The following is a 26,954-nucleotide window of genomic DNA, read 5'->3' on the forward strand; positions in this document are numbered from 1 at the left end:
ACGCGTTCGGTGCGTTCCGGCGGGGCCGACTTCCCGGTGGAGCCGCCGGGAAACCCTGGACGCGCGCCGGCCCCGGCGCCGCAGAGGCGACGCCGGGGCCGGGGTACGCCGTCAGACGGCGGCGATCAGCAGCGCAGGGCGCTCCACGCAGTCGGCGACGTGCCGCAGGAAACCGCCGGCCACCCCACCGTCGCAGACCCGGTGATCGAAGGTGAGGCTGAGCTGGGTCACCTTGCGGACGGCGAGCTGCCCGTCGACCACCCACGGCTTGTCCACGATCCGCCCGACCCCGAGCAGAGCCGCCTCGGGGTGGTTGATGATCGGCGTCGAGCCGTCCACGCCGAACACCCCGTAGTTGTTGAGCGTGAACGTGCCGCCGGTCAGCCGGGCCGGCGGCAGGCTGCCCGCCCGCGCGGCGGCGGTGGTCGCCGTCAGCTCGGCGGCCAACTCGGCGGTGGTGAGCCGTTGGGCGTCGCGCAGCACCGGCACCAGCAGACCCCGGTCGGTCTGCGCGGCGATGCCGAGGTGCACCCCGGCGGACTGGACGATCCGCTGCGCCTCGGTGTCGACCCGGGAGTTGAGCTGCGGGAACCGGCGCAGCCCACTGAGGCAGATCCGGGCCAGCAGGGCCAGGATGCTCACGGGTGCGTCGGGCGTCGCCGCGTTGATCGCGGCCCGGGTCTCCAGCAGCCCGGTGGCGTCGACGTCGACCCAGATGGTCACCTCCGGGATCTCTCGCCGGCTGCGCGAGAGCTTGTCGGCGATCGCCTTGCGGACACCGGTGAGCGGGATGATCACGTCGCCGTCCGTGGACGGGGCCGGGCCGACGTGCGGGTCCGGCACGGCGGCGAGCCGTGCGGCGGGCGCGGTCAGCACCGCCTCCACGTCGGCGCGGCGGATCACCCCGCCCGGCCCGGTGCCCCGCACCGTGCCCAGGTCGATGCCGCGCTCCCGGGCCAGCCGCCGCACGATCGGCGAGATGACCAGGGCGGTCGACGACCGTGTCGGGTCGCCGGACGCGGTCGCCCCGGCAGGAACACCGCCGGCAACCGCGCCAGCGCCGCCGGTCGGGCCGGGCACACCGCTGGGGCCTGGCACACCGGTCGGGCCAGCATCGGTCGGGCCGGCCACACCGGCCGGGCCAGCATCGGTCGGTTCGGGGGCCAGCACCAGACGGGGTCGACGCCGACGCCGGGTGGCACTGCCGTGCCCGGTGCCGTACCCGATCAGCACGTTGCCGGAGCCGGCCCGCTCCTCCTCGCGGTAGGTGGCGTGCCCCGCGGGCTCGTCACCACCGTCCAGCGGCGCGATGGTGATCAACGGCTGGCCGACCGGGCGTACCTCACCGGCCGCGCCGTGCAGGGTGACGACCCGGCCGGCGTACGGGCAGGGCACGTCGACGACCGCCTTGGCGGTCTCCACCTCGACCACGCTCTGGTCGACCGTGACCACGTCGCCCACCGCGACCCGCCACTCGACGATCTCGGCCTCGCTCAGCCCCTCGCCCAGGTCGGGCAGGAGGAAGACCTGCGTCCGTTCGACGGTGGTCATGCCGCGCTGCCCTGCGCCGCCCAGCGCGGGTCCGGCTGGTCGTCCCACTGCAACCGAGCCACCGCGTCGAGCACCCGGTCCACGCCGGGCAGGTGGGTGTGCTCCAGCATCGGCGCCGGGTACGGGATGTCCAGCCCGGCGACCCGCAGCACCGGGGCGTGCAGTGCGTGGAAGCAGCGTTCCTGCACCCGGGCGGCGATCTCCGCGCCGACCCCGGCGAAGCCGGGAGCCTCCTGGATCACCACGCACCGACCGGTACGCCGGACCGAGGCGGTGATGGTGGCGTCGTCGAACGGCACGATGCTGCGCACGTCCACCACCTCCAGGTCCCAGCCCTCCTCGCGGGCGGCCTCGGCGGCCTCCAGCGCGACCGGCACCGCCGGCCCGTACGCCACCAGGGTGGCGTCGCGTCCCGGGCGGCGCACGACGGCCCGGCCGAACGGCTCGGTCCGTGCCGGCAGAGACGCGTCGGCGCTGGCGAAGTAGAGCTTCTTCGGCTCCATGAAGACCACCGGGTCGGGGTCGTCGATCGCCTCACGCAGCAGCGAGTACGCGTCCTCGACGGTCGCCGGCGTCACCACCTTCAAGCCGGGGGTGTGCGCGTAGTACGCCTCGGACGAGTCGCAGTGGTGCTCGACCCCGCCGATCCCGCCCGCGTACGGCACGCGGATGACGATCGGCACGCTCAGCGCGCCCCGGGTCCGGTTGCGCAGCTTCGCCACGTGCGAGGCGATCTGCTCGAACGCCGGGTACGCGAACGCGTCGAACTGCATCTCGACCACCGGTCGCAGGCCGGACATGGCCAGGCCGACGGCGAAGCCGACGATGCCGGCCTCGGCGAGGGGGGTGTCGAAGCAACGGTTCTCACCGAACCGGGCCTGCAGACCGTCGGTGATCCGGAAGACGCCGCCGAGTTGGCCGACGTCCTCTCCGAAGACGACGACGCGATCGTCGGCGGCGAGGGCGTCGGCCAGCGCGGCGTTGAGCGCCTTGGCCATGGTGGTGGCCATCAGGCGTCACCCTCCTCGTCGCGAGCGGCGGCCAGCTCGGCGCGGACCTGCTCGCGCTGTTCGATCAGCTGCGGGGTGGGCTGGGCGTAGACGTGGTCGAAGAGGCTCAGCGGGTCGACGGTGGGCTGGTCGTTCATCCGGGTCCGCAGGTCCGCCGCGTACGCCTCGGCCTGCTCGGCGACCTCGGCGACCGCCGCGTCGTCGAGCACCCCGCGGGCCCGCAGGTAGGTCTCCAACCGGGCGATCGGGTCCCGGTCACGCCAGGCGTCGACCTCGGCGCCGTCGCGGTAGCGAGTGGCGTCGTCGGCGTTGGTGTGCGGCTCCATCCGGTAGGTGTGTGCCTCGACCAGGAACGGCCCGTTGCCGGCCCGGGCGTGGGCGACCGCGCGGGTGAGCACGGCGAGCACCGCCACCGGGTCGTTGCCGTCGACCTGCTCGCTGGGCACGCCGTAGCCGACGCCCTTGTAGGCCAGCGACGGCGCGGCGGTCTGCCGCGACAGCGGGACGCTGATGGCGTAGCGGTTGTTCTGCACGAAGTAGACCACCGGCGCCTTGAACACGGCGGCGAAGTTGATCCCCTCGTGGAAGTCGCCCTCGCTGGTCGCGCCGTCACCGATGAAGGCCAGGGCCACGGTGTCGCGACCCTGGTACGCCTCGCCGTGCGCCAGTCCCGCGGCGTGCACGCACTGGGTGGCGAGCGGGGTGCACTGCGGTGCCGTCCGCACCTCGGTCGGGTCGTAGCCGCAGTGCCAGTCGCCGCGCAGCAGGGTGAGCACCTCGACGGGATCGATGCCCCGGGCAACCAGCGCCATCGATTCACGGTAGGTGGGGAAGACCCAGTCGGTGTCACGGACCGCGAGGACCGCGCCGACCTGGCACGCCTCCTGGCCCCGCGAGGACGGGTAGACGGCCAGACGGCCCTGCTTGGTCAGGGCGGTCGCCTGGATGTCGAATCGGCGGCCGAGCACCATCCGGCGGTACAGCTCGCGCAGCACCTCGACGGGTGGTTCCGGGTAGTCGGTGCGGGCGGGCAGCGGGGTGCCGCTCTTGTCGAGCAGGCGGACCGGCTCGGCGTCCGGCAGCAGCGGGCGCGCCGGGTCGGGCGGGGTGGCCGCCCGACGGGTGCGCGGGGATGCCCTGCGGACCGCCTGGGGAGTGGTCGTCACGGCGGAACCTCCTGGGACGTGTGGTGAGCCTATGCTTCCGCTTGTCGGATGATTGACTCAAGATCCACGCGGAAGGCGGGACGATTGGTATGCGGAGGATTCACCTGTGAGCCAGGAGACCGCCGACGAAGCAGCCCGGGCAGCGGGATCGGGACGATCGGTCCGAGCTCTCGACGAGGTGGACCGGCGGATCCTCGACGAGCTGGTCCGGGACGGTCGGACGTCGGTACGGACCCTCGCCGAGCGGATCCACATTTCCCGCACGAACGCGTACGCGCGGGTGGAGCGGTTGGTGCGCGACGGGGTGATCACCGGCTTCCGGGCCCAGGTGGCGCCCGAGGCGGCCGGGCTGGGCACCTCGGCGTACATGGCGTTGACGATCGAGCAGAACACCTGGCGGGAGGTGTCGGCCGAGCTGGCCCGGGTCCGCTACGTCGAGCACGTCGCGTTGCTCAGCGGCGAGCACGACGTGTTGGCGCTGGTCCGGGCCCCGGACAACGCCGCGCTGCGGGACGTGGTGCTGGACCGGGTGCAGCGCATCGCGGGGGTGCTGTCGACGCGGTCATGGCTCGTCTTCGAGGAGTTCGGCGGGACGCAGAGCCCCTGGCAGTAGGCCAGACCGGTCACCGCTCGGGCGGGGCTTCCAGCCCTTCCCGGTCGGCCAGCTCCAACAGCGGCTCCAGCGAGTGCCGGTCACCGTCCAGGCCGGCGTGCGGGTCGCCGCGCTCGGCGAAGCGGGCCGGCACGGACAGCACGTCGAAGTCCTCCGGTCGGGCGTCGTCCAGCTCCGCCCACTCCAGCGGCGCCGACACCAGGGCTCTGGGCGTGGGCCGGATCGAGTACGCCGAGGCCATCGTGTGGTCCCGGGACATCTGGTTGTAGTCGACGAAGACCGGCCGGTCCCGCTGGTCGCGCCACCAGGTGGTGGTGACCAGCTCCGGCAGCCGGCGCTGCATCTCGCGGCCCAGGGCGAGCACCGCCCGACGGCAGTCGCCGAAGCTCCACCGCGGCTCGATCGACAGGTAGACGTGCAGGCCCCGCCCGCCGGTGGTCTTCGGGTAGCCGGTCAGGCCCAGCTCGGCGAGGAACGCCCGCACCTCCCGGGCGACCGGCACCACCTGCTCGAACCCGACGCCGGGCATCGGGTCGAGGTCGATGCGCAGCTGGTCGGGTCGTTCCACGTCGGCGGCCGTGACCGGCCACGGGTGGAAACGAAGGGTGCCCAGGTTCGCCGCCCAGATCACCACGGCCAACTCGCTCGGTGCGACCTCGTCGGCGGTACGACCGCTGGGGAAGGTGATGTGCGCGGTGCGCACCCACTCGGGCGCGCCCGCCGGCAGTCTCTTTTGATAGAACGCGTCGCCCCGGTTGGTCTGCCGGGTGGCGATCGTCGCGCCCTCGAAGACACCACGCGGCCAGCGTTCCAGCATCGTCGGCCGGTCCCGCAACGCGCGCAGGATGCCGTCACCCACCGCCAGGAAGTAGTTGACCACGTCCAGCTTGGTCAGCCCACGCTCCGGGAAGTACGGCTTGTCGGGGCTGGAGACGCGGACCAGCCGCTCCCCCACCTGGATCTCCTCCGCCGCCGTCGCCACGCCCCCGAGGGTACGACGCCGGAGCGGTCCGGAGGCTACCGGCCGGAAACCAGCGTGGCGGGCTGCTGCGGCAACTCCTGCGTCGGACCACCGACCTGCGCCGGCGGTGTCCCGGGTGGTTCCTCGGCCACCGCGGTCTGCTGCTCGACCGGCACCCGCTGCGACGACCGGCGGGCCACGAAGCCCGGCGTCCAGTCCTTCAACCGCAGCGCCGGCCGCTCGACCAGCTTCCAGGAGAGGAAGGCGGCGGCGAAGGCGACCGCGACCGACATCGCCGCGAACGGCACGTACCCCCAGCGGCTCCAGCCCAGGCTCGTCATCACCTGTTGGAAGACGAAGCCGTAGATGTAGATGCCGTACGAGTAGTCGTTCTTGCGACCCACGAAGTGCAGCTGACGCGGCATCCGCACCGACAGCCAGACCAGCAGGTACGCGAACGCGGGCAGCCCGATGGCGAAGAAGCCACCGAAGAGCAGCGACAACCCGAGCGCCACCGCCGAGCCGATGCCCAGCGCGTCGTTGATCGGCACCCGCTCCCGGTAGAGGTCCATGGTCGCGCCGGCGGCGAAGAGGAAGCCCAGGTAGACGATGTAGTAGAAGGACATCCCGCCGACCAGGGGCGAGTTGAAGCTCCAGCTCGCCGTCGACGCCGGGCCGCTGAAGTGCCCGGAGGTCACCCAGTCGTGCAGGATGCTCAGGTAGAGCGCGGCGGTCAGGAACAGCACGAACCGGCGGGCGTTGCGCAGCACCGCGGTCACTGCCAGCACGCCCACCACGACGTAGCAGAACATCTCGTACTTGAGCGACCACAGGGCGCCGTTGAAGACGCTGTAGTTGACCTTCTCACCCCACGGGGTGGTCTCCACGAACAGGTCCCGGACGCCGTACTGACGGACGCCGGTCCACCAGTTGGCCTGCAGGTAGGCCAGCGGGCCGCCCCGGTCCCAGGGATTGTCGAAGAAGCCGGCGACGGTGCCGTGCTCGCGCAGCGCGACCAGGGGGGCGATCACCAGCGCGCTGATCAGCAGACAGACCCAGAGACCGGGGAAGATGCGCAGGGCCCGGTGCCAGGCGTAGCGGATCAGACCGGTACGCCGCGCACTGCGGGTGATCAGCAGGCCGGAGAGCACGAAGAAGCCGTAGACGGCCATGGTGCCGACGTTGGTCTGCCGACCGGTCAGGTAATAGCCGAGGTCGTGGGCACCGAAGCCGAGCGGCTTGGAGTGCGACAGCACGACGCCGACGGCGAGCAGGAGCCGGATCAGTCCGATGCCGTTGCTGCGGCCGGAGAGCAGGTCGGCAAGCGTGCCACGGGACCTGACGAGGGCGGGGGTAGTCATGCGGTCAGGAACCTCTCGACCATCAGGCGGGCACCTCGGCGCCGGCGTGCTCCCACAACTGCTTCATCTCGGTGTGTAGATCATCGCTCGGCGACCAACCGAGCACCTCGGCGGCCAGCCCGACGTCGAGCCGCTGCCAGTTGGTCTCGGCGGGGCCGGTGTGCTCGGCCTCGACGAGGTCGGTCGGCACCTCGCTCACGTCGATGAGGAGTCGGACCATATCACGCGCGCTGGATGCCACCCCCCGACCGATGTTGATCACGCGGCCGGCGGCGTTGGGGCGGGTCACGGCCAGCAGCACGGCGGCGACCACGTCACTGATGCCGATGAAATCGCGTCGGGAACCGAGCGGCGCCAGCTCCAGCCGTGCCCGCTCACCGGACCGCTGGGCTTCGCGCAGCCGGCCCGCGACCACCCCGAGCAGGCTGTGCCCGGGCTGGCCGGCGCCGATGACGTTGCCGACCCGCAGCGTGACGCCCTCGATCCGGCCCTGCCGGTCCGCCTCGATGATCGCCGCGGTGCAGCGCAACTTGAACTCGCCGTACGGCATCACCGGCGCGGGGGTCATCTGCTCGGACATCGAGGTGTCGACCGGGACCAGCCCGTACTCGTGCACACTGCCGATCTGGACCACGCGGGCCCGCCGGGGCAGGCGGCCCACGGCCTCCGTGAGCCGCTCGACCAGGGTGACGTTGACCGCGAGCATCTGCGCCTCGCTCAGCCCCCACATCCCGCCCGCCGCGTTGATCACCACGTCCGGGTCGAGGTCACGCAGCACCGCGGTGATCTCGTCGACGTCGGCGGCGGCCAGGTCCAGCGCGCGGACCACGACGCCCGGGCCGATGGCCTTCGGGTTGCGCGCGACGGCGACCACGGTGTGGCCGTGGTCGGCCAGCGCGCGGCAGATGGGGCGGCCGAGGAATCCTGTGCCGCCGAGCACCACCACCCGCAGCGCCTGTCCTGCGTCCTCCGTCGGGCGTCGTGGTGTGACGGTCATGGCGTCTCCCTGGCTGTCGTCGTTCATCGGCCCGGCCCGAACGCGTGCCGGGACAGGCTCCGTACGCCGGCCATCTTGCCCGAGAGCACCGCCGTCGGCAGCATGGTGATGGCGTGCAGCCGGGACGAGGTGTAGCGACGGGCCGCCCGGGCCGCCCGGGGCCAGCCCTGCTCGTCCATGCGCCGGGCGACATCGACGAAGTACGCCCGCGCCTCGGTGAACCGGGAGCCGTTGACCGCGTCGGCGGCGGACTTGCTGACCGCGTGCCGCCGGTACTGGAAGCAGAGGGTGTTGTCGACCGCCATCTGCTCACCGCGCTGGATCAGGTCGATGACCAGCGCCAGATCCTGGATGACCTGGAACTCGTCGCGGAAGTCGACGGCCTTGAGCGCGTCCGTGCGCCAGCAGATCGACGGGAAGTAGAACCAGCAGCCGCGCAGCAGGCTGGCCGCCAGGTCCTCGCCTCCCATCAGCTCGCGGGAGTCGATCCGGGGGGCGTAGAGCCGCCGCTTGGCCTCGTCGACGATCGTGTTGACCACCGTGCCGTCGGCGTCGATGACCTCGACCCCCGGCTGGACCATGCCGACGCCCGGGTACTGCTCGATCACCGATCGCACGGTGGCGACGTAGTTGGGGTGCATGATGTCGTCCGTGCCCATCATCACCAGGTATTCGTGCTCGGCGAGACCGACACACTTGCGGTAGTTGGCGGTGATCCCCAGATTGCGCTCGTTGCGCTGGTAGCTGACCCGCTCGTCGTCGATGCCCGCGAACCACTCCGGCACCCCCGGCGCGGTGCCGTCGTCGACCACGGTGAGGCGCCAGCCAGGGTCACTCTGCGCCATCACGCTGCGCACTGCCGCCTGCATGAGGGGCACGCTTCCGTAGTACGGCAGCATTATGTCGACAATCATGGGGTCGGCAGGCCTAACTGTGCGTGGTGGAAGTAGCTCGACAGGCGCGGGCCACATTATCAGGCTCGCCCCGGCGATCGACCATCGCCGAACCGGCCGGGTGTCCACTCCACCGCGCCGATGACGGTCCGACGCCGACCTCGGCGGGCGCTATCATCGTCGCGCCCGTAACCCCCCGCCCCCGGATCGGACGCCAATGTCAGACCGCGCCGTCGCCACAGACGCGCATCCCGCGCAGATCGACGCGGGGAGTCCGCCCCGGCCCGTCACCGGGCCGAGCCGTCAGCTGGTCGCCCTCCCCCGGCGGCTGGCGCTCAGCGTCTGGTTCTGGCCGACGGCGTTCGCCGCACTCGCCGTCGGGTGGCGCCTCGGCAGCCCGGAGATGTGGCACGACGAGCTGGTCACCGTCGACGTGGCGACCCGCTCCACCCGGCAGATCCGGGGCATGCTGGCGAACGTCGACGCCGTGCACGGGGCCTACTACCTGTTCATGCACGGCTGGACGACGCTGTTCGGCACCGGCCCCGCCGCGGTGCGACTGCCGTCGGCGCTGGCCATGATCCTGGCCACCGCCTGCGTGGCGCTGGCGGCGCGGCGGCTCTTCGACCACCGGGCGGGTGTCGCCGCCGGGTTCGTCTTCGCCCTGGTGCCCACGGTCACCCGCTTCGGGCAGGAGACCCGTTCGTACGCCTTCGTCGTCCTCGCCGCGGCGGCGGCCACCCTGTTCCTGCTCCGCGCGCTGGAGCGGCCGGGGTGGTGGCGCTGGGCGGCGTACGCGCTCGCGGTGGCCGGCATCGGCCTGGTGAACGTGGTGGCGCTGACCCTGCTGCTCGGGCACGGGACGGCCGTCCTGATCCACTGCTGGCGGGAGCGCCGCTGGTGGTCGCTGGCCTGGTTCGCGCTCGGTGCCGCCGGTGGGGTGGCGATCGCCGCGCCGGTGATCCTGCGGGGCATGAGGCAGGCCGGGCGGCAGGTCAGCTGGATCCCGGACAGCCCGCCCTGGACGGTCTGGGAGCAGGCGTACGGCTCGACGCTGCTCGCCGTCGCGGTGACCGCGCTGGCCGCGGTGGGTGTGCTGACCCACCTGCGCCGCGACGTCCTCGCCCGGTCGGTGAGCGCGGCGCTGGTCGCCGTGCTGCCGGTGCCGGTGATCCTGCTGGCCTCGACCGGCGACATCAACTACTTCTTCTCCAAGTACCTGCTGTTCCTGCTGCCGGCCTGGGCCGTGCTCGCCGGCGCGGGGATCGCCGTGCTGCGCCGCGCCCCGCTGGTGGCGGTGGCACTCGTGGTCGTCGCCGCGCTGTCCGTGCCCGGTCAGCTCGCGCTGCGGGGGGAGTACTCGCACGGCTGGTACACCTATCCGCAGGCACGGGCGTTCAAGCCGCTGTCCTACTCCGAGGCGGCACGGATCATCGAGGCCGACTACCAGCCCGGTGACGGCCTCGTGGCGGGCGGCCCCTGGTGGTGGATGCACGAGCCCGGGGTGCGCTACTACCTCCCGGCGGACGTCGCGCCGCGCAACGTCTTCGAGCAGCGGTCCGCGGCACAGCGCAACGAGCTGTTCGGGGCGGCGTGTGCCGACCCGGCGAGCTGTCTGCGGGACGAGCCGCGCATCTGGGTGCTGCTGCCGACGGTCACCGACGCGCCGCTGACGGGGCTACCGAAGAAGCAGGCCACCGTGCTGACCGAGCGCTACGAGGTGGTTCGGGTGACCCACGCGACCGGGATCACCGTCGCCCTGCTGCAACGGCGCGGCTGAGCGCGCGCGGTTACCGCCGACGGTGCCCGGGTAGGGGGATCGGCATGGCGGAACTGGCGACGCTCTGGATCATTCGGCACGGTGAGAGCACCGCGAACGTGGCGGCGACACACGCCGAGGCGTCCGGCGAGGAGCTGATCGGGCTCAGTCACCGCGATGCCGACGTGCCGCTCTCCCCCACCGGCGAGGAGCAGGCCCGGGCCACCGGCCGTTGGCTGACCGGGCTGCCCCCGGACCGCCGGCCGGACGTGGCGGTGGTGTCGCCGTACCTGCGGGCGGTCTGCACCGCCGAGTTGGCGCTGCACGGCACCGGCGTGCCGGTGAGCCGGGACGAGCGGCTACGCGACCGGGAGTTGGGCATCCTCGACGGCTTGACCGGGCACGGGGTGCGCCGCCGGTATCCCGACGAGGCCGAGCGCCGAGCCCGGCTCGGCAAGTTCTACTACCGGCCGCCGGGCGGGGAGTCCTGGACCGACGTGGCGCTGCGGCTGCGGACACTCCTCGGCGACCTGCGCCGGGACCACGAGGGCCGGCGGGTTCTGCTCTTCGGCCACGACGCGCTGGTCTTTCTGCTGCGTTACCTGGTGGAGGGGTTGACCGAGACGGACCTGATGGCGCTGACCCGCGAGCACGTCATCGCCAACTGCTCGATCACCGACTGGTCCGCCGACGCCCAGGATCGACTGCTCCTGGGCGGATTCAACGAGGTCGGCCACCTGCACCGGCAGGGCGCCCAGCCGACCAGGGAGGACGAGGTCAATGCCGAACCGGTCTGAGGTGAAGGTGATCACGCCGGGGCTGCTACGGGACTGGGCGCTACCGGTGCCGGTCGGTGGCAAGCAGAGCCGGGGCACCGTGCTGGTGGTCGGTGGGTCACGCTTCACCCCCGGCGCGGTGCTGCTCGCCGGGGTGGCCGCGCTGCGCGCCGGCGCCGGGGTGCTCCAGCTCGCCGCCGCCGAGTCCACCGCCGCCACGCTCAGCATCCAGGTGCCCGAGGCGCTGGTGGTCGGGCTGCCGGAGACCCCCGACGGCGCGGTCGCCGCCGACCGGGAGGGCCAGCTCGGCGAGCTGGTCGCTCAGGCCGACGTGGTGGCTGTCGGGCCGGGGTTGAAGGCGATCGACGAGACCAACCGGCTACTGAGCCTGGTCCTGGACGCCGCCCGGCCGCAGACGTCGCTGGTCCTCGACGCGTACGCCCTCGGTGCGCTCAGCCACGCGCCGGACCTGCTGGTCGGCTCGGGCCGGCCCGTGGTGCTCACCCCGAACGTCACCGAGGCCGGGCACCTGCTCGGGCGGGACCCGGGCGACGACCTGGACGCCGAGGCGGCCGAGCTGGCCACCCGGTACGAGGCGGTCGTCTCGCTCTACGGGCACGTGGCCGCCCCGGACGGCCGTGGTTGGCGCGAGGAGAGCGGTGACGCGGGGCTGGGCACCTCCGGCAGCGGGGACGTGCTCGCCGGGTTGCTGGCGGGGCTGCTGTCCCGCGGCGCGGACCCGGCGCAGGCCGCCTGCTGGGGCTCGTTCGCGCACGCGGTGAGCGGCCAGCGGCTGATCCCCCGGTACGGGCGGATCGGCTTCCTCGCCCGGGAGCTGCTCGACGAGATCCCGGGAACGCTGGCCACCGTCTGACCGAACACCGGCGTGTCGCCCACGGAGGCCGGCCGGGGCGGTGGTCCCCTCCCCCGGTAGGATCGGACCGGGCCGTTACTGGCGCGTGGGGATGGACAACCATCGGGGAGCGGCCCCGTCACGAGGACGTTTGCCGAGCGCCTGGGCCTTCCCGCACGTCTGTTGGAGGTCGTATGTCGCGCAACGCCGAGTCCACCGCATTCCGGAGCGCCCTTGAGGTGATCCGCGCTGTCGAGCCGCGGGTGGCCGACGCCATCGGCGCCGAGCTGACCGACCAGCGGGAGTCGCTCAAGCTCATCGCCAGCGAGAACTACGCCTCCCCGGCGACGCTCCTGGCCATGGGCAACTGGTTCAGTGACAAGTACGCCGAGGGCACCGTGGGGCGCCGCTTCTACGCCGGCTGCCAGAACGTCGACACCGTCGAGGCGCTCGCCGCCGAGCACGCCCGGGAGCTGTTCGGCGCCGCGCACGCGTACGTGCAGCCGCACTCGGGTATCGACGCCAACCTGGTCGCGTTCTGGGCGGTGCTGGCCGACCGGGTGGAGTCCCCCGCGCTGAAGAAGGCGCAGGTCCGCCAGGTCAACGATCTCACCGAGGCCGACTGGTTCGCCCTGCGCCGGGAGCTGGGCAACCAGCGGATGCTCGGCATGTCGCTGGACGCCGGCGGCCACCTCACCCACGGCTTCCGGCCGAACATCTCCGGCAAGATGTTCGACCAGCGCAGCTACGGCACCGACCCGGCGACCGGCCTGATCGACTACGACCGGGTGGCCGAGGCGGCCCGCGAGTTCAAGCCGCTGATCCTGGTCGGCGGCTACTCGGCGTACCCCCGGAAGGTGAACTTCCGGATCCTGCGGGAGATCGCCGACTCGGTCGGCGCCACCTTCATGGTCGACATGGCGCACTTCGCCGGCCTGGTGGCGGGCAAGGTGTTCACCGGCGACTTCGACCCGGTGCCGCACGCGCACATCGTCACCACGACCACCCACAAGTCGTTGCGCGGCCCGCGCGGCGGCATGGTGCTCTGCCAGCCGGAGCTGGCCGACCAGGTGGACCGGGGCTGCCCGATGGTGCTCGGTGGTCCGCTGCCGCACGTGATGGCCGCCAAGGCGGTCGCCCTCGCGGAGGCCCGCCGCCCCGACTTCGCCGACTACGCCCAGCGGATCGTGGACAACGCGCAGGCCCTCGCCGAGGGGCTGCTGCGCCGGGGCGCGAAGCTGGTCACCGGCGGCACCGACAACCACCTGGTGCTGATCGACGTGTCCGGCTACGGGCTCACCGGCCGGCAGGCCGAGCAGGCGCTGCTCGACTCGGGCATCGTCACCAACCGCAACTCGGTCCCGCAGGACCCGAACGGGGCCTGGTACACGTCCGGCATCCGGATCGGCACCCCGGCACTGACCACCCGCGGCCTGGGCACCGCCGAGATGGACCAGACCGCGGAGCTGATCCACACCGTGCTGACCCAGACCACCGCTGGCGCGAACGCCGACGGCACCGCCTCGAAGGCCAAGTACAACCTCGACCCCGACCTGGCCGACAAGATCGCCCGCCAGGCCACCGATCTGCTGGCCCCGCACCCGCTCTACCCGGCCATCGATCTGGCCTGACAGCTCGTTCGGACGGATCGGTGACGGTCGCGTGAATGAGCGATATACCGCTGAGTCATAAATGCGACTCAGCGGTATATCGCTCTTCCAAGTAACTGCGCGGCCACGCCGAATCTCAGGCCAGCGGGCGCTTGAGGTGGTAACGGTGAACTTCGGTGCTGCCTTGGACGTTGTTCACGTCTTCGGCGGCGGAAACCAGCTCCCACCCCTCCCGGCCAGCGCGGTTGAGGTGCGCGATGGCGGTGTCACCGAAGGCGGTGATGTCCTTGCGTGACCCGTCCGGGGCGTACCAGACGAACGAGACATGGAAATTGCGGCCCTGTCCCTGATAGCGGCGGACGAGCAGGGCGTACTCCCAGGCAACCATGCGGCCCATTATGACCGTCCACCCAGGACGGCGGTACGCGGGCCGTCGCGCTTTGCCATCCGGTGAACGCGATGTGTCAACCGACGGGTGGTGCCGATCGGGGACGGTCGCGCTCAGCGCACCTCGACCGTGCGCAGTTCCCCCGCCGCCGCCGGGTCGGGGCAACCGGCCAGGGTCAACGCGTCGGTCAGCTCCGCGGCGAGCAGGGCCAGCGCGTCCCGGGCGGCCGGCTGGCCACCGACGGCCAGCGCCCAGAGCAGCGGCCTGCCGATCAGGACCCCGGAGGCTCCCAGCGCGAGCGCCCGCAGCACGTCGGTGCCGCTCCGGATGCCGCTGTCCACCAGCACCTGGCACCGGTCGCCGACCGCGTCGAGCACCTCCGGCAGCATGGTGATGCTGGCCGGCGCCCCGTCGAGCTGCCGGCCGCCGTGGTTGGAGACGACCACCGCGTCCGCGCCGACCCGTACCGCCTCGACCGCGTCACGGGGGTCCAGCACGCCCTTGACCACGAGCGGCAGGTCGACCTGCTCCCGTAGCCAGGCGAGGTCCGCCCAGCGCAGCGCCGGCGCGAACGACGCGGCGACCGCGGCCACTCCCGGTGCGCCGGCGTGCGCCAGGGCGGCGCGGCCGTCCGGCAGGTTCGCGGCGACCACGTCGGCCGGCAGCCGGAACGCGTTGCGAAGGTCCCGGGGGTGCCGGCCGAGCACCGGGACGTCCACGGTGAGCATCAATGCCCGGCAACCCGCCGCGACGACCCGGTCCAGCAGATCACGGACCATGGCACGTTCACGCAGCCAGTAGAGCTGGAACCAGATCTCCGCGCCCGCACCGGCGATCTGTTCGATCGGTGTGCTGGCCAACGTGCTGGCCACGTAGGGCACGCCGGCCGCGCCGGCCGCCGCCGCGAGGGCCAACTCCCCGTCCGGGTGCAGGAGTCGCTGGTACGCCATGGGCGCCACCCCGACCGGCATGGCGTACGGGCGGCCGAGCAGCCGGGTGCGGAGGTCGGCGGCGCCCACCCCGCGCAGCACCCGGGGCAGCACGGCGACCCGGTCCAGCCCGCGACGGTTGGCAGCCAGGGTCACCTCGGCCGCGCTGCCGCCGGCGACGTAGTCCCACACGTCCGGCGGCAGCACCGCCCGGGCCCGCTCGGTGTAGTCGTCGAGCGACACCGCCGGGCGGTCGGTCAGCACCGGTCGGTCGGTCAGCATCGGCTCAACCACCTCGCACCCCCGTGCCCGCCCTCGGGCCGTCTGCTGGCGGTCTCCACGCCGACGATGGTTTAGAAACCTAGCTCCGCCGACGATGAGCGTCAATCGGGGTGATCAAGCGGCGCGAATTCGATTGCGGGACGTCGGGCGGTCCCCCCAGGCTCGGACGGATGAGTGCGCAGCCCCTCCCCGACATACCCGGCGCCAACGACCGCCTGGCGGGGCGGCCCACTGTCCACCACTGTGGATAACCGAGATCCGGCCCGGGCTGCCGAGGCCCGGCACGTGCTCGGCGAGTTGCTCGTTCGCCGCCCGTTCGCCTGATGGCCGGGCGGACGTCGGCCGGGCCGGCTAGCCTCGGCCGCCGTGGCCGCGCCGGACCACGTCGGCCCGAGGACGGCCGGCGTCGGCCGCGGGAGCACCCCGGCGGCGTACGCCACGCTCTGCTCCTTCCGTGCCCAGGAGGCCGCCGCGCATGACGTCGTCACCCACCCGTCGCCGCACCGCCGAGGTCACCGCCGTGCGGCGGATCGGCGACAGCGCGCCGCACAGCGCGTTCACCGACCTCGTCCGGTACGCCGGCACCTGGTTCTGCGCCTTCCGCGAGGCGCGGACCCACCTCTCCGACGACGGTGTCATCCGGGTGCTGACCTCGGCCGACGGGCGCTCGTGGACCTCGGCGACGACGATCCGCCAGGCCGGTGCCGACCTGCGCGACCCTCGGTTCGTTCCGCGGCCCGACGGGCGCCTGCAACTGCTGGCGGCGGCGAGCAGCGGGAGCCCCCGGACCTTCGACACGGTGGCCTGGCTCTCCGACGACGGGCACACCTGGGGCGACCCGATCGGTGTCGGTGAACCGGGTGTCTGGGTGTGGAGGGCCGCGTGGCACGACGACGTGATGTACGGCGTCGGCTACGCCACCCGTGAGCCGCGGTTCGCCCGGCTCTACCGCAGCGTGGACGGCACCGACCTGGAGCCGTGGGTGCCGACGCTGTTCGAGGGCGGCTACCCCAACGAGTCGGGGCTGGTCTTCGACCCGGACGGCACGGCCTTCTGCCTGCTGCGGCGCGACGGTGACAACGCCAGCGCGCAGCTCGGCCTGGCCCGGCCGCCGTACCGGGAGTGGCGGTGGACCGACCTGGGCGTCCAGGTGGGCGGGCCGGCGCTGCTCCGGCTGCCCGACGGAGGCCTGCTGGCCGGGGTACGCCTGCTCGACGGTGTCGTCCGCACCGCGATCTGCGCGGTCGACCCGGAGCGTGGCGAGCTGACCGAACTGGTCGCGTTGCCCTCCGGCGGTGACACCAGCTATCCGGGGCTGGTCTGGCACGACGATCTGCTCTGGGTCAGCTACTACTCCTCCCACGAGGAGCGGACGTGCGTCTATCTCGCCGAGGTCCGGCTGACCGCCTGATCGGCACCGTCCACCACGGACAATCGAGGGGACCACGGCCGGCGACGCCAGCCGCTATCGTCGTCCCGACGGGGCGGTCTCCGCGACCTCACGGGGGGCCTGCCAGCACAAGGCTGACAGGAAAGAGAAGCATGCGTACAACCCGTAGTCGCCTGGCGAAGGGTTCGGCGTTCGTCGCCGTCGTCGTCGCGGCGAGCACGATCATCAGCGCCACCGCGCAGGCGGTGAGCGGGGTCAGCCCGGTGCCTGCGGGCACCTACCTGTTCACCGCCAAAATCCAGAGCGACCTCGGGGCCTGTTCCGCGGCCCTGGTCGACCCCACCTGGGTGATCACGACCACCAGTTGTCTCACCAGCGAAGGTCAGCCCGTCGTGGCCGGCCCGCCGACCCGCCCGACGACCGTCACGGTCGGCCGCACGGACCTGACCTCCACGGCCGGCCATGTTCTGAGTGTCACCTCGCTGGTGCCGCACCCCTCCCGCAACGTGGTGCTCGCACAGCTCGATCGGCCGGCCAGCGGTGTCACGCCGATCGCGCTCGGAGCCGCCGCGACCGTGGGTGAGCAGCTCATGGCCGCCGGCTTCGGCCGTACCGCCACCGAATGGGTTCCCAACAAGCTGCACGCGGGCGCGTTCGCTGTCACCGCCGTCGCCGGCCAGACCCTGACCATCGACGGCACCGACAACGCCACCACCCTCTGCAAGGGTGATGCCGGCGGTCCGCTGGTGCGGGCCGGTTCGGGCGCGCCGCAACTTGTCGCCCTGCACGACCGCTCCTGGCAGGGCGGCTGTCTCGCCGAGTCCGAGACCCGCCGTACCGCCACCGAGGTCCGGGTCGACGACCTCGGCGGCTGGATCGCCCAGAGCACGCGCAACAGCTACGTCGCGCTGGCCTCCGGCGGCGCTCTGCTGGACACTCGCAGCGGCGTCGGCGCCCCCGCGGGCCTACGCACCGGTGGCAGCACGACCACTGTCCAGGCGCTCGGGGTTACGGGTGTCCCCACCACCGGTGTCACCGCTGTTCTGGTGGACGTGACGGCGATCAACCCCACCCAGAACTCCTACATGATTGTCTACCCGGGCGGCTCGACCCGGCCGGTCACGGCCTCGATCAATGCCTCCACCGGTGAGACGATCTCCACCACGCAGGTGGTCAAGGTGGGGTCCAACGGCACGATCTCCGTGTACAACCAGGGCGGCAGCATGCACGTCCGCATCGACGTCCACGGCTACTTCACGAACAGCGGCGGCGGCGGTCTCGTCGCGGTGGAACACCGCCGCGTGGTCGACACCCGCAACGGCACCGGCACCACCACCGGCACGATTCCCACCAACGGCAGCCGCACGTTCACGCTGGCCGAGGACGACGGCATCCCGGCCGGCACCAGCAACGTGCTACTCGAGGCGGTCGTCGTCGGTGCGACAGGTGGCGGCTACCTCACCGCGTCCCCGACGGGCGGCACGGCCGACCCGAGCAGCGTGCTGGACTACGCCAGCGGAGTCACCGCACAGGGTGTCGCCGTCAAGCTCTCCTCGACCAACCAGGTCACCTTCGTGAATCGTGGCCCGGCCGTGCACCTGGTGCTGACCCTGCAGGGTTACGTCGCGGCATCCCCGACCATGGGTGCGGATCTACGTCTCACGCCGGCCACCCAGGTCCTGGACACGCGGGCCAACGGTGGGGCTCCCATCAAGGCGAAGGGTGAACTGTCCGTCAACCTCGCCACCGCCATCGGCCTTCCACCGAACGCGATGGACGGCGCCCTCATCTCGATCACGGTGATCAGCCCGACCGCGAGTGGCGTCCTCACGGTCGAGCACGCCGGGCCGTACGCCTCCACCCCGGACGGACCGTTGATGACGAACCCGTCGGTGTCGAACTTCACTGCGGGCCACCATGCCCGGACCACAATGATGGTGACCAAGGTCGGCCGGGATGACGGCAGCTTCTACAACGGGCAGCCGGGCGTGGTCAGGATCGTGAACTTCAGCGGCGGCACCGTGCACTTGGTGGTGACCCTGCACGGATGGTTCAACCAGCCGGCGGTCGCCGGCAGCTGAACACCACACCACCGCGGTCGCTCCTGGCCACCAGGGTCAGGAGCGACCGCGGCGCTGGCGTTCGGACCGGATCCGCCGCCGGCGAGCGTGCTCAACCCGCCGCGAAGGCCGGAGTCTGTGCGTGGATGTGGAAACGCAGCGAACGGGCGTCGGTGAAGCACTCCCGCATCGGACGCACCAGGTCCCGGTGCTCCGGAGTGCGCTCCCAGGCCTCGAAGTCCGCCAGACTCGCCCACTCGCTGGTGATCAACCACTGCTCCGGGTCGGTCGACGAGCGGCACACCTGGTCGACCACGTGCCCCGGCACGCCGTCGGCGACCAGGTGCCGCACCTCCTCGTACGCGGCGAGGAACTGCTCGGTGCGGGGCACCGGCACCCGTACCAGGAACACCACCCGGGCTCGCTGATCGCTCATGGCGTCTCTCCCCTCATCGGCACCGCCCCGCGCAGGACCAGCGCACTGTTGAACCCGTCGAAGCCCCGCGCGCAGACCAGCGCGAGCCTGCTTCGCGGCTGGCGGTGCTCGCGCAGGAAGTCCAGCTCGCACCCCTCGGCGACCTCGTCCGGTCCGGCGGAGGCGGGCAGCGTGTCGTGCGCGAAGGCGAGCAGCGCGGTGGCCACGTCCAACGCCGACCCACCCTGGTACGCCCGCCCGGTCAGCGGCTTCTGCGTGGTCACCGGAGGTGGCCGGTCGGCGAAGACGGCGCGCAGCGCCTCGGCCTCGCTGCGGTCGTAGCGGCGCACACCGAGGGCGTCGGGCAGCACCACGTCGATCCCGGCCGCCGCGACGCCGGCCCGGTCCAGGGCCAGCCGCATCGCCCGCGCGTACTGGGCCGGGTCACCGGCGCTGTCCGCCGTGGTGTGCGCGGCGTCGTGGGTGGAGCCCCAACCGCTCACCTCACCGTAGACGCGGGCGCCCCGGGACAACGCGTGCCCCAACTCCTCCACCACGAACACCGCTCCCCCCTCGGCCGGCAGGTAGCCGCTGGCCGAGGCGTCGAACGGCCGGTACGCCCGCTCCGGATCGGAGACGTCGCTGAGCAGCCCGGAGCGCAGCTGGCACGCCAGCGCGTACGGGCTGAGCGGGCACTCAGTGGCCCCGGCGATCACCACCGGTGTGCCTCGGCGTATCGCGCGAGCGGCGTGGGCGAGGCTGTCCAGCCCGCCGGCCGCCTCCGCGACCAGCACCCCGCTCGGCCCCTTGAACTGGTGGTGAATGGAGAGCTGCCCGACGCTGGCCGCGTAGAACCAGGCGATCGACTGGTACGCCCCGACCGTCCGCGACGACCCACCCCAGAGCCGTTGCAGCTCCCGCTGGCCGAACAGGTTGCCCCCGGACGAGCTGGCCAGCGTCACCGCGTAGCCGTACGGGTCGGGGGCCCGGTCGGGTAGGCCCGCGTCGGCCAACGCCAGCCGGGTGGCGGCGAACCCGAGGTGCGTCCACCGGTCGGTCTGCACCAACTGTCGACTGTCGGCGTAGGAGTCGGCGGTGAAGCCGGGCACCTCCCCGCCGTACCGGGTCGGATAGCCGGACGGGTCGAACAGCGTGATCGGCCCGGTCCGGCGGGTCCCGGCCAGCACCGTACGCCAGTGCGCGTCCGCGCCGATGCCGCTCGGCGCCACCACACCGATACCGGTCACCACCGCCCGGGCGGCGCTCACGCCGCCACTACCGTGAGCGCCGCCACTGCCTTGAGCGCCGCCACTGCCGTGAGCGCCGCTCACGCCGCCACCGTCCCGGGCAGCCGGCGGAACACCATCGCGGACTGGAAGCCACCGAACCCGCTGCCCACCGACAGCGCGACGTCCACGGGGACCTCCCGCGCCTCGTTCGGTACGTAGTCCAGGTCGCACTCCGGATCCCGGGTGCTCCAGTTCGCCGTCGGCGGCACCACACCGAACTCGATGGCCAGTGCGCAGGCGGCCATCTCGATCGACCCGATCGCGCCGAGCGAATGCCCGACCATCGACTTGATCGAGCTGATCGGTACCCGGTAGGCGGCCTGGCCCAGCGCCCGTTTGAACGCGGCCGTCTCGTGCCGGTCGTTCTGCCGGGTGCCCGAGCCGTGCGCGCTGATGTAGGAGACCTGCTCGGGAAGGATCCGCCCCTGCTTGAGCGCGTCGGTGACGGCGAGGCCCATCTCCAGACCGTCCGGCCGCAGCCCGGTCATGTGGTAACCGTTGCTGCGGCTGGCGTAACCGGCCACCTCGCAGTAGATGTGCGCGCCCCGGCGCCGGGCATGCCCGGCCTCCTCCAACACCAGCACCGCCCCACCCTCGGCCAGCACGAACCCGTGCCGGTCGGCGTCGAACGGGCGGGAGGCGTGCGCCGGGTCGTCGTTGTCCGGGCTGGTCGCCTTGATCGCGTCGAACGAGGCGACAGTGACCGGCGAGATCGGCGAGTCGGACGCACCGGCCAGCATCACGTCCGCCTCACCGTCCACGATCATCTGATGGGCGTAGCCGATGGCGTCGATGCCGGAGGTGCAGCCGGTGGACACCACCTGCGCCGGGCCGTGCAGCCCGTGCCGGCAGGCCACGTCGGCGGCGAGGCTGCTGGGCACCAGCGCCTGATAGAGGTACGGGCCACCGCGCGCCCCATCGACCAGCCACCGCTGGCCGTGCTCGCTGACGGTGACGTACTCCTGCTCCAGCGCCATCGTGCCGCCCACGGCGGTGCCGAGCACCACCCCGGCCCGGTTCCGCTCGGCGTCGGTCAGCACCAACCCGGCATCGGCGACGGCCTCCGCGGAACAGGCCAGCGCGAACTGCACGTACCGGTCGGCCCGGCGTCGTTCGGCCTCGGTGAGCCCCGCGGCGATCGGGTCGAAGTCGCACTCCGCGGCGATCTGCGAACGGAACGCCGACGGGTCGAAGAAGCTGATCCGCCGGGTGGCGGTCCGCCCCTCGGTGATGGTCTTCCAGAACCGGTCCCGGCTGGCGCCGCCGGGGGCGACCACCCCGACCCCGGTCACCACCGTGCGGCGCCCAGTCATGTCGCCACCTCGGTTCGCGACTGCGGGGCTCGCAAACCCGGCTCACTCCTCGCGCTCATGACCCGCCCCGCTGCTCGACGAGCTCGGTGTCGACGTGCCCCAACTCGGGGCGGGGGGCGAGCGGGCCCAGGTGGAAGACCACCTCGGCTGGTTCGACGCCGGTGTTGCGCAGGCGGTGCCGCACGTTCACCGGTACGAACAGCGCCTCGCCGGCGGCCAGGAGCGTCGGCTCGTCGTCCAGGTCGACGGTGATGGCGCCGCGCACCACGTACAGGAACTCCTCGCTGTAAGGGTGGTAGTGCTCGGCGATCCGCTCCCCCGGCGCGAGGGCGGCCACCCCGAGGAAGCCCGAGGTGCTGCCGACGGTGCGGGGGCCGAGCAGCACCCGCAGCTCACCACCGCGTCGCCGGTCGGCGGGTACGTCCCCGGCGGCGATCGGCCGCGTGCTCAGGTCACTCATCGCCGGCCTCCGTCGGCTCGTCACCGGCCGCCGAAGCGTCCTCGTCGGCGCGCTGCCGGGCGATCCGCTCCACCCGGTCCTTGATCACCGAGAGTTGGATGGCGCTGTTGGTGTTGATCCGCTCGGTCATCGCGGCGTTGTCGACCGGCGCGGTCGGCTTCATCGCGAAGTCCTGCGTCCAGGTCATCCGGGTGCCGCCGGCCTCCTCGGCGTAACGCCAGTGGATTCGCATGTACTCGAACGGCCCGGTCTCCACCCGGTACGCCCGGACCTGCCTGCTCACCGGGTCGGCGGTGCGTTCGCTGACCCAGCTCCAGGCCACCCCGTTCTCGTCCGGGTACATGGTGAGGCGGAACCGCACGGTGTGCCCCTCGCGGTGCAGGATGTCCACCACGGCGTACTCGGTGAACAGCTCGGTCCAGTTCGCCACGTCATTGGTGACCTCCCAGACCAGCGCCAGCGGCGCGTCGATGACCACGCCGTTCTCGGTGTGCCCGGGCGGATCGACGCGCCGGTTGACCAGGTCTGCCACCGCCGGGATGCTCAGCTGCCCGGCCTGCTCGGGGATGCTCACCTTCCATCGGTCGGCGACGACCGCGGACAACTCCAGCAGGGCGAGTGAGTCCATGCCCAACTCTTCCAGCGACGCGGCGGGCGCCTGGGCCGCCGCGTCGGCGTCCAGCCCGCAGTGCGCCACCAGGATGTCGGTGATCTCGGCGGTCATCGGGCGACCATGAGTGACGGTCATCGGGTCCTCCTGTGGGTTACGTCGGGCTCCGCGGCGGACGCGGGGCGCGGTGCGGGGGTGGCCGTCGGTCGCTGCGCGGGCGCCGCTGCGGGCGCGGCGAGCAGACGGTCGACCAGGCCGGTGGTGTAGCGGCCCTTGCGGAATGCGGCGTCGTCGAGCACCCGCCGGACGAACGGGATGGTGGTGTGCACGCCCGGCCCGGCGATGACGAACTCGTCCAGGGCGCGTTCGAGGCGGTTGAGGGCCAACTCCCGGTCCGGCGCCCAGACGATCACCTTGGCCAGGAGGGAGTCGTACCAGGGGCCGATCAGGTAGCCGGCGCTGGCGTGGGTGTCCACCCTGGTGAACGGGCCGCCGGGTGGCGTGAAACGCTCCAGCCGCCCGGGTGTCGGGGCGAAGTCGCGGTCGGGGTCCTCGGTGTTGACCCGGCACTCCACCGCGACGCCGTGCAGGTGGATCTCCTCCTGCCGCCAGCGCAGCGGCACCCCCGCGGCGATGTGCAGCTGCTCGTGCACCAGGTCGATCCCGGTGACCATCTCGGTGACCGGATGCTCCACCTGAATCCGGCAGTTGATCTCCAGAAAGTGGAACTGTTCCTCGGCGTCGACCAGGAACTCCAGCGTGCCGGCACCGACGAAGCCGACCTGGAGCGCACCCCGCAGCGCGGTCTCGGCGATGGTGTCGAGGACGGCGGCGGGCAGCGCCGGGGCGGGCGCCTCCTCGACCAGTTTCTGGTGCCGGCGTTGCACCGAGCAGTCCCGGGTGCCCAGGTGCACCCCGTTTCCGTGGGAGTCGCAGAGCACCTGCACCTCGACGTGCCGCGCCTCGCTGAGGTAGCGCTCGACGTACACCCGGTCGTCGCCGAAGGCGGCCTGGGCGGCGGCCCGGGTGCGGGCGTACGCCCGGCGCAGCTCACCCGGGGTGTGCACCACGGTCATCCCCCGGCCGCCGCCCCCGGCGGTGGCCTTCACGATCACCGGGTAGCCGACGGCCTCAGCCACCTCCGCCGCCGCGGCGGCGTTCGGCACCGGCGCGACGCTGCCCGGCGACAGTGGAAGCCCGGCACGGCTCATCAACGCACGTGCCGAGGACTTGTCGGCCAGTGCGGCCATCACCGCTGGCGGCGGGCCGATGAAGGTCAGCCCGTTGTCCGCGCAGATCTCGGCGAAGTCCGCGTCCTCGGAGAGGAAGCCGTAGCCGGGGTGCACGGCCTGCGCGCCCACCTGCCGGGCCGCCTCGACGATCGCCGCGGCGTTGAGGTAGCTGCGCCGACTCGACGCGGGTCCGATCCGGACGGCCTGGTCGGCGAGGCGGACCACCGCCGAGTCGGCGTCCGCGGCGGAGTAGACCACCGCCGTTCGCACGCCGAGCTCCTTGCAGGCGCGCAGCACCCGCAGCGCGATCTCGCCCCGATTGGCGATCAGCACGGTCTCGAACATGGTCAACCACCCTGCGCGGTCATGCCGGGTCCAACTCGACAAGCGGCTGGTCGTACTCGACGGGGTGGCCGTCCTCGACCAGGATCGCGACCACCCGGCCGGCGCGGTCGGCGGTCACTTCGTTCATCAGCTTCATCGCCTCGACGATGGCGACCGGTTGGCCCGGGCGGACCAGGTCACCCACGGCGACGAAGGGCTTCGCGCCCGGCTCCGCCGCCCGGTAGAAGGTGCCGACGATGGGTGCCCGCACCGCGGCACGCCCCGGCACCGCCGGCCAGTTCAGCGCCGCTGGTGGGCCGGCTGGGGACGCGCCCGGCGGCACCGCCGCCTCGGCAACCTCGGGAGGTACGTCCGCTCGGGCCGGGTCTTCGGGGTGCCACTCGACCTCGAGCACCGCCGGCCCGCTGCGTAGCCGGATCCGACGCACCGGCCCGGCCAGTTCGGCGATCAGGTGCTGTGCCTGCCGACGCAACCCGGCCAGCGCCTCCTCGCCGCTCACCCCGGCGTCGTGGGTCGCCTCGACGGTCGTCATCGCCCCGTCGCCGGTGGTCACCGCACACCTGCCCGGGCACCGGCGCGGGTCGCGCCGAACCGCCGGAAGCGCTGCCGGCGCAGGCGGACCAGCATGGCGGGCGGCACGTCCAGCAGCGGCAGCAGATTGGTCAGCAAGGCCGCGCGCAACCGGTGGGCGGTCTCCGCCGGATCGTCGTGCGCGGCGGTCGACGGCTCCGGCACGACCTCGTCGACCACGCCGAGCCGGCACAGGTCGGGTGCGGTCAGTCGCAGCGCCCGGGCGGCCTGCGGCGCCGCCGACCGGTCCGGCCAGAGGATGGCCGCACAGCCCTCGGGGCTGATCACCGAGTAGACGGCGTTCTCCAGCATCAGCACCCGGTCGGCGACCGCCAACGCGAGCGCGCCGCCGCTGCCGCCCTCTCCGGTGATCACCGCGAGCACGGGGGTGGGCAACACGGTGAGGGTGAGGATGTTCTCCGCGATGGCCGCCGCCTGGCCCTGCTCCTCGGCGCTCACCCCGGGGTCGGCGCCGGGGGTGTCCACGAGAGTGACCACGGGCAGGCCGAGCCGGGCGGCGAGGCGCATCAGCCGCAGCGCCTTGCGGTGCCCGGCCGGGCTGGCCATACCGAAGTTGTGCGCCACCAGTTCGGCGGTGGTGTGGCCCTTCTGATGGCCGATGACCATTACGTGCCGGTCCGCCAACCGCGCCACACCGCCCACGATGGCCGGGCAGTCCCCGCCGAGCCGATCGCCGTGCAGCTCCACGAACCCGTCGAAGACCGAGTCGAGGTAGTCCAGCGTGGTGGGTCGACCGGGGTGTCGAGCCATCCGGACGGTGTCCCACGCGTCGCGTACCGCCGGGGCTGCTGGGGTGGTCGGCGGCGTCACGGCGGCCGCCGGGTCCGCCGACGCCGCGCCGTCGCCGGTGAGGCGCTCGCGAAGCGGTGCCGGCTCCTGCCGGGGTACGGGCGGACGGGCGGCGCGGGCCGGACTGGTGGCGGCGAGCAGCGCCCCCAGCCGTCCGCGCAGCGACCGGCGCTGCACCACCATGTCGACCTGCCCGTGCCGGAGCAGCACGTCGGCGGTCTGGAAGCCCTCCGGCAGTGCGCGGCCGGTGACCTGGCGGATCACCCGGGGGCCGGCGAAGCCCATTCGCGCGCCGCTCTCGGCGAGCACCAGATCGGTGTTGGTGGCGAACGACGCGGCGACCCCGCCGTAGGTCGGATCGGTGAGGACGCTCACGGTGAGCAGACCCGCCTCGCGCAGCGCGGCGATGGCCTGACTGACGGTGGCCATCTGCATCAGTGACAGCGCGCCCTCCTGCATCCGCGCACCGCCGGAGGCGGTGATCAGGATGAGCGGGATGCGGTCGTCCAGTGCCCGTTCGGCGGCGCGGGTGATCAGCTCACCCACCGCGCAGCCCAGGCTGCCGCCGAGGAAGCGGAAGTCCATCACCGCCAACACGGCCGGGTGCCCACCGATGGTGGCCGTGGCGCAGACGACCGCCTCGGCCAGGCCGGTGCTGGCCCGCGCGGCGCTGAGCCGGTGCGCGTACGGCAGCACGTCGACGAAGTCGAGCGGGTCCGCCTCGGGCAGTTGGTCGGGCAGTGGGCGCAGCGATCCCGGGTCGACGAGTTGGCGCAGGCGCTCCGGGGCGGCGAGTCGGGCATGCTCGCCACACTCCGGGCAGACGTCCAGGTTGCGGCGTAACCGTTTGCGGTAGAGCAGGCTCGCGCAGCCGGCGCAGCGGGACCAGAGCTGATCCTCGCGTGGCGCGGTGGCCGTCACGACCGCCGCCGGGCGTCCGGGGCGTCGAACCGGTAGAAGCACTGCGCCATCGCGTCGCGCGGTGAGCGCCAGGTCGACAGGTACGGCGACACGTACGGACGCAGGCGCTCGCTGACCCGGATGAACTCGGGGTGGCCGCGGGCGCCCTCCACGGCGCTCTCGGCCGGCTGCTCGGTCTCAAGCAGGTGCACGTACAGGTCGTGCAGCCGGTACAGCGAGCGGTGCCGGACGCCGACCAGGCGCGGCAACTCCGTCGCGTCCGACTCGGCGAAGATCTCGGCGACCCGCTCCTCGGCGGTCGGATCCACCTTCGCGACGATCAGCGATCGATCCATGCTGGGCCTCCCCCACAGCGTCCGGGCGGCGACGGGTGAACCCCGTACGCGCTGG

At 72.6% G+C, this 26,954-nt stretch carries 25 protein-coding genes and 1 riboswitch; of the genes, 7 read left to right on the forward strand and 18 right to left on the reverse strand.

Features of this window, described 5'->3' with window-relative positions:
- Positions 1 to 111: 111 nt before the first annotated feature.
- The 3 genes from HNR20_RS31585 to pdhA are packed head-to-tail and all read right to left on the reverse strand — an operon-like array spanning position 112 to position 3,727.
- A complete protein-coding gene (locus HNR20_RS31585) occupies positions 112 to 1,551 on the reverse strand; it encodes a dihydrolipoamide acetyltransferase family protein (protein ID WP_184187632.1) in 1,440 nt (479 codons plus the stop codon).
- On the reverse strand, positions 1,548 to 2,564 hold the full coding sequence (locus HNR20_RS31590) for an alpha-ketoacid dehydrogenase subunit beta (protein WP_184189353.1): 1,017 nt from the start codon (positions 2,562 to 2,564) through the stop codon (positions 1,548 to 1,550). Before HNR20_RS31590 ends, HNR20_RS31585 begins: the two co-directional genes overlap by 4 nt.
- A complete protein-coding gene (pdhA, locus tag HNR20_RS31595) occupies positions 2,561 to 3,727 on the reverse strand; it encodes a pyruvate dehydrogenase (acetyl-transferring) E1 component subunit alpha (protein ID WP_373291109.1) in 1,167 nt (388 codons plus the stop codon). Before pdhA ends, HNR20_RS31590 begins: the two co-directional genes overlap by 4 nt.
- A gap of 106 nt (positions 3,728 to 3,833) precedes the next feature.
- Between pdhA and HNR20_RS31600 the strand changes: the two genes are divergently transcribed.
- Positions 3,834 to 4,340, forward strand: coding sequence for an Lrp/AsnC family transcriptional regulator (locus HNR20_RS31600; protein WP_184187635.1), 507 nt, complete (start codon positions 3,834 to 3,836; stop codon positions 4,338 to 4,340).
- A gap of 10 nt (positions 4,341 to 4,350) precedes the next feature.
- On the opposite strand, the gene HNR20_RS31605 is transcribed toward HNR20_RS31600, so the two are convergent.
- From HNR20_RS31605 to HNR20_RS31620, 4 genes are read right to left on the reverse strand one after another with little or no spacing between them, the layout of a single operon-like run.
- The gene (locus HNR20_RS31605) at positions 4,351 to 5,322 is read right to left on the reverse strand and encodes a DNA polymerase domain-containing protein (RefSeq protein ID WP_184187638.1); all 972 of its coding nucleotides are present in this window, start codon (positions 5,320 to 5,322) and stop codon (positions 4,351 to 4,353) included.
- A 35-nt stretch (positions 5,323 to 5,357) separates the two neighbouring features.
- Positions 5,358 to 6,662: an acyltransferase family protein gene (locus HNR20_RS31610; protein ID WP_184187642.1), complete on the reverse strand. Its 1,305-nt coding sequence runs from the start codon at positions 6,660 to 6,662 to the stop codon at positions 5,358 to 5,360.
- A 22-nt stretch (positions 6,663 to 6,684) separates the two neighbouring features.
- Entirely contained in the window at positions 6,685 to 7,659 is a 975-nt protein-coding gene (locus HNR20_RS31615; RefSeq protein WP_184187645.1) for an NAD-dependent epimerase/dehydratase family protein, read from the reverse strand.
- Between the two features lie 23 nt (positions 7,660 to 7,682).
- Positions 7,683 to 8,630, reverse strand: a complete 948-nt coding sequence (locus tag HNR20_RS31620; RefSeq protein ID WP_311736892.1) for a glycosyltransferase family 2 protein — start codon at positions 8,628 to 8,630, stop codon at positions 7,683 to 7,685.
- 139 nt (positions 8,631 to 8,769) lie between these two features.
- On the opposite strand from HNR20_RS31620, the gene HNR20_RS31625 reads away from it, so the two are divergent.
- From HNR20_RS31625 to HNR20_RS31640, 4 genes are all read left to right on the forward strand, one after another.
- Entirely contained in the window at positions 8,770 to 10,332 is a 1,563-nt protein-coding gene (locus HNR20_RS31625) for a glycosyltransferase family 39 protein (protein WP_184187653.1), read from the forward strand.
- 44 nt (positions 10,333 to 10,376) lie between these two features.
- Entirely contained in the window at positions 10,377 to 11,108 is a 732-nt protein-coding gene (locus HNR20_RS31630; RefSeq protein WP_184187656.1) for a histidine phosphatase family protein, read from the forward strand.
- Positions 11,092 to 11,961: an NAD(P)H-hydrate dehydratase gene (locus HNR20_RS31635; protein WP_184187659.1), complete on the forward strand. Its 870-nt coding sequence runs from the start codon at positions 11,092 to 11,094 to the stop codon at positions 11,959 to 11,961. The genes HNR20_RS31630 and HNR20_RS31635 overlap by 17 nt, the downstream gene beginning before the upstream one ends.
- Before the next feature lie 64 nt (positions 11,962 to 12,025).
- Positions 12,026 to 12,115, forward strand: a riboswitch (ZMP/ZTP riboswitch).
- Positions 12,116 to 12,134: 19 nt separating this feature from the next.
- A complete protein-coding gene (locus HNR20_RS31640; protein WP_184187662.1) occupies positions 12,135 to 13,571 on the forward strand; it encodes a glycine hydroxymethyltransferase in 1,437 nt (478 codons plus the stop codon).
- Between the two features lie 115 nt (positions 13,572 to 13,686).
- Here the strand turns inward: HNR20_RS31640 and HNR20_RS31645 are convergent, their stop codons facing one another.
- Together HNR20_RS31645 and HNR20_RS31650 are read right to left on the reverse strand one after the other, a co-directional pair.
- On the reverse strand, positions 13,687 to 13,947 hold the full coding sequence (locus tag HNR20_RS31645; RefSeq protein WP_110566555.1) for a hypothetical protein: 261 nt from the start codon (positions 13,945 to 13,947) through the stop codon (positions 13,687 to 13,689).
- 104 nt (positions 13,948 to 14,051) lie between these two features.
- Positions 14,052 to 15,149: an alpha-hydroxy acid oxidase gene (locus tag HNR20_RS31650; RefSeq protein ID WP_184187666.1), complete on the reverse strand. Its 1,098-nt coding sequence runs from the start codon at positions 15,147 to 15,149 to the stop codon at positions 14,052 to 14,054.
- Positions 15,150 to 15,624: 475 nt separating this feature from the next.
- Here HNR20_RS31650 and HNR20_RS31655 point away from each other — a divergent pair, with 475 nt between their 5' ends.
- Both HNR20_RS31655 and HNR20_RS31660 read left to right on the forward strand, forming a co-directional pair.
- Positions 15,625 to 16,560: a sialidase family protein gene (locus HNR20_RS31655; RefSeq protein ID WP_184187669.1), complete on the forward strand. Its 936-nt coding sequence runs from the start codon at positions 15,625 to 15,627 to the stop codon at positions 16,558 to 16,560.
- Between the two features lie 131 nt (positions 16,561 to 16,691).
- Positions 16,692 to 18,620, forward strand: coding sequence for a S1 family peptidase (locus tag HNR20_RS31660; protein ID WP_184187672.1), 1,929 nt, complete (start codon positions 16,692 to 16,694; stop codon positions 18,618 to 18,620).
- A gap of 91 nt (positions 18,621 to 18,711) precedes the next feature.
- Here HNR20_RS31660 and HNR20_RS31665 read toward each other — a convergent pair whose 3' ends face one another.
- From HNR20_RS31665 to HNR20_RS31705, 9 genes are read right to left on the reverse strand one after another with little or no spacing between them, the layout of a single operon-like run.
- Complete coding sequence (locus HNR20_RS31665; RefSeq protein ID WP_110566547.1) at positions 18,712 to 19,035, reverse strand: antibiotic biosynthesis monooxygenase family protein; 324 nt, start codon at positions 19,033 to 19,035, stop codon at positions 18,712 to 18,714.
- Positions 19,032 to 20,282 carry a beta-ketoacyl synthase N-terminal-like domain-containing protein gene (locus HNR20_RS31670; RefSeq protein WP_184187675.1) on the reverse strand — a complete coding sequence of 417 codons (1,251 nt, stop codon included), beginning with the start codon at positions 20,280 to 20,282 and terminating at the stop codon, positions 19,032 to 19,034. The genes HNR20_RS31665 and HNR20_RS31670 overlap by 4 nt, the downstream gene beginning before the upstream one ends.
- Positions 20,283 to 20,341: 59 nt before the next feature.
- Positions 20,342 to 21,616 carry a beta-ketoacyl-[acyl-carrier-protein] synthase family protein gene (locus HNR20_RS31675; RefSeq protein ID WP_184187678.1) on the reverse strand — a complete coding sequence of 425 codons (1,275 nt, stop codon included), beginning with the start codon at positions 21,614 to 21,616 and terminating at the stop codon, positions 20,342 to 20,344.
- Positions 21,617 to 21,671: 55 nt separating this feature from the next.
- On the reverse strand, positions 21,672 to 22,076 hold the full coding sequence (locus HNR20_RS31680) for a cupin domain-containing protein (RefSeq protein ID WP_184187681.1): 405 nt from the start codon (positions 22,074 to 22,076) through the stop codon (positions 21,672 to 21,674).
- Complete coding sequence (locus tag HNR20_RS31685; RefSeq protein ID WP_184187684.1) at positions 22,069 to 22,824, reverse strand: SRPBCC family protein; 756 nt, start codon at positions 22,822 to 22,824, stop codon at positions 22,069 to 22,071. Before HNR20_RS31685 ends, HNR20_RS31680 begins: the two co-directional genes overlap by 8 nt.
- On the reverse strand, positions 22,821 to 24,263 hold the full coding sequence (locus HNR20_RS31690; RefSeq protein WP_184187687.1) for an acetyl-CoA carboxylase biotin carboxylase subunit: 1,443 nt from the start codon (positions 24,261 to 24,263) through the stop codon (positions 22,821 to 22,823). Before HNR20_RS31690 ends, HNR20_RS31685 begins: the two co-directional genes overlap by 4 nt.
- 19 nt (positions 24,264 to 24,282) lie before the next feature.
- Positions 24,283 to 24,816: an acetyl-CoA carboxylase biotin carboxyl carrier protein gene (gene accB, locus HNR20_RS31695; protein ID WP_373291108.1), complete on the reverse strand. Its 534-nt coding sequence runs from the start codon at positions 24,814 to 24,816 to the stop codon at positions 24,283 to 24,285.
- The gene (locus tag HNR20_RS31700) at positions 24,813 to 26,564 is read right to left on the reverse strand and encodes an acetyl-CoA carboxylase carboxyltransferase subunit alpha (protein ID WP_184187690.1); all 1,752 of its coding nucleotides are present in this window, start codon (positions 26,562 to 26,564) and stop codon (positions 24,813 to 24,815) included. Before HNR20_RS31700 ends, accB begins: the two co-directional genes overlap by 4 nt.
- A complete protein-coding gene (locus HNR20_RS31705; protein WP_184187693.1) occupies positions 26,561 to 26,899 on the reverse strand; it encodes a TcmI family type II polyketide cyclase in 339 nt (112 codons plus the stop codon). Before HNR20_RS31705 ends, HNR20_RS31700 begins: the two co-directional genes overlap by 4 nt.
- Positions 26,900 to 26,954: the final 55 nt, after the last annotated feature.

The sequence above is a fragment of the Micromonospora parathelypteridis genome (assembly GCF_014201145.1).
In the GTDB taxonomy this organism is placed as follows: Bacteria; Actinomycetota; Actinomycetes; order Mycobacteriales; family Micromonosporaceae; genus Micromonospora; species Micromonospora parathelypteridis.

Bases quoted from the DNA above. Each gene is read 5' to 3' on its own strand.
- HNR20_RS31585 (WP_184187632.1), bottom strand. From the start codon at position 1,551: ATGACCACCGTCGAACGGACGCAGGTCTTCCTCCTGCCCGACCTGGGC.
- HNR20_RS31610 (WP_184187642.1), bottom strand. From the start codon at position 6,662: ATGACTACCCCCGCCCTCGTCAGGTCCCGTGGCACGCTTGCCGACCTG.
- HNR20_RS31615 (WP_184187645.1), bottom strand. From the start codon at position 7,659: ATGACCGTCACACCACGACGCCCGACGGAGGACGCAGGACAGGCGCTG.
- HNR20_RS31620 (WP_311736892.1), bottom strand. From the start codon at position 8,630: ATGTGGCCCGCGCCTGTCGAGCTACTTCCACCACGCACAGTTAGGCCT.
- HNR20_RS31625 (WP_184187653.1), top strand. From the start codon at position 8,770: ATGTCAGACCGCGCCGTCGCCACAGACGCGCATCCCGCGCAGATCGAC.
- HNR20_RS31630 (WP_184187656.1), top strand. From the start codon at position 10,377: ATGGCGGAACTGGCGACGCTCTGGATCATTCGGCACGGTGAGAGCACC.
- HNR20_RS31635 (WP_184187659.1), top strand. From the start codon at position 11,092: ATGCCGAACCGGTCTGAGGTGAAGGTGATCACGCCGGGGCTGCTACGG.
- HNR20_RS31640 (WP_184187662.1), top strand. From the start codon at position 12,135: ATGTCGCGCAACGCCGAGTCCACCGCATTCCGGAGCGCCCTTGAGGTG.
- HNR20_RS31645 (WP_110566555.1), bottom strand. From the start codon at position 13,947: ATGGGCCGCATGGTTGCCTGGGAGTACGCCCTGCTCGTCCGCCGCTAT.
- HNR20_RS31650 (WP_184187666.1), bottom strand. From the start codon at position 15,149: ATGCTGACCGACCGACCGGTGCTGACCGACCGCCCGGCGGTGTCGCTC.
- HNR20_RS31655 (WP_184187669.1), top strand. From the start codon at position 15,625: ATGACGTCGTCACCCACCCGTCGCCGCACCGCCGAGGTCACCGCCGTG.
- HNR20_RS31660 (WP_184187672.1), top strand. From the start codon at position 16,692: ATGCGTACAACCCGTAGTCGCCTGGCGAAGGGTTCGGCGTTCGTCGCC.
- HNR20_RS31665 (WP_110566547.1), bottom strand. From the start codon at position 19,035: ATGAGCGATCAGCGAGCCCGGGTGGTGTTCCTGGTACGGGTGCCGGTG.
- HNR20_RS31675 (WP_184187678.1), bottom strand. From the start codon at position 21,616: ATGACTGGGCGCCGCACGGTGGTGACCGGGGTCGGGGTGGTCGCCCCC.
- HNR20_RS31680 (WP_184187681.1), bottom strand. From the start codon at position 22,076: ATGAGTGACCTGAGCACGCGGCCGATCGCCGCCGGGGACGTACCCGCC.
- HNR20_RS31685 (WP_184187684.1), bottom strand. From the start codon at position 22,824: ATGACCGTCACTCATGGTCGCCCGATGACCGCCGAGATCACCGACATC.
- HNR20_RS31690 (WP_184187687.1), bottom strand. From the start codon at position 24,263: ATGTTCGAGACCGTGCTGATCGCCAATCGGGGCGAGATCGCGCTGCGG.
- HNR20_RS31705 (WP_184187693.1), bottom strand. From the start codon at position 26,899: ATGGATCGATCGCTGATCGTCGCGAAGGTGGATCCGACCGCCGAGGAG.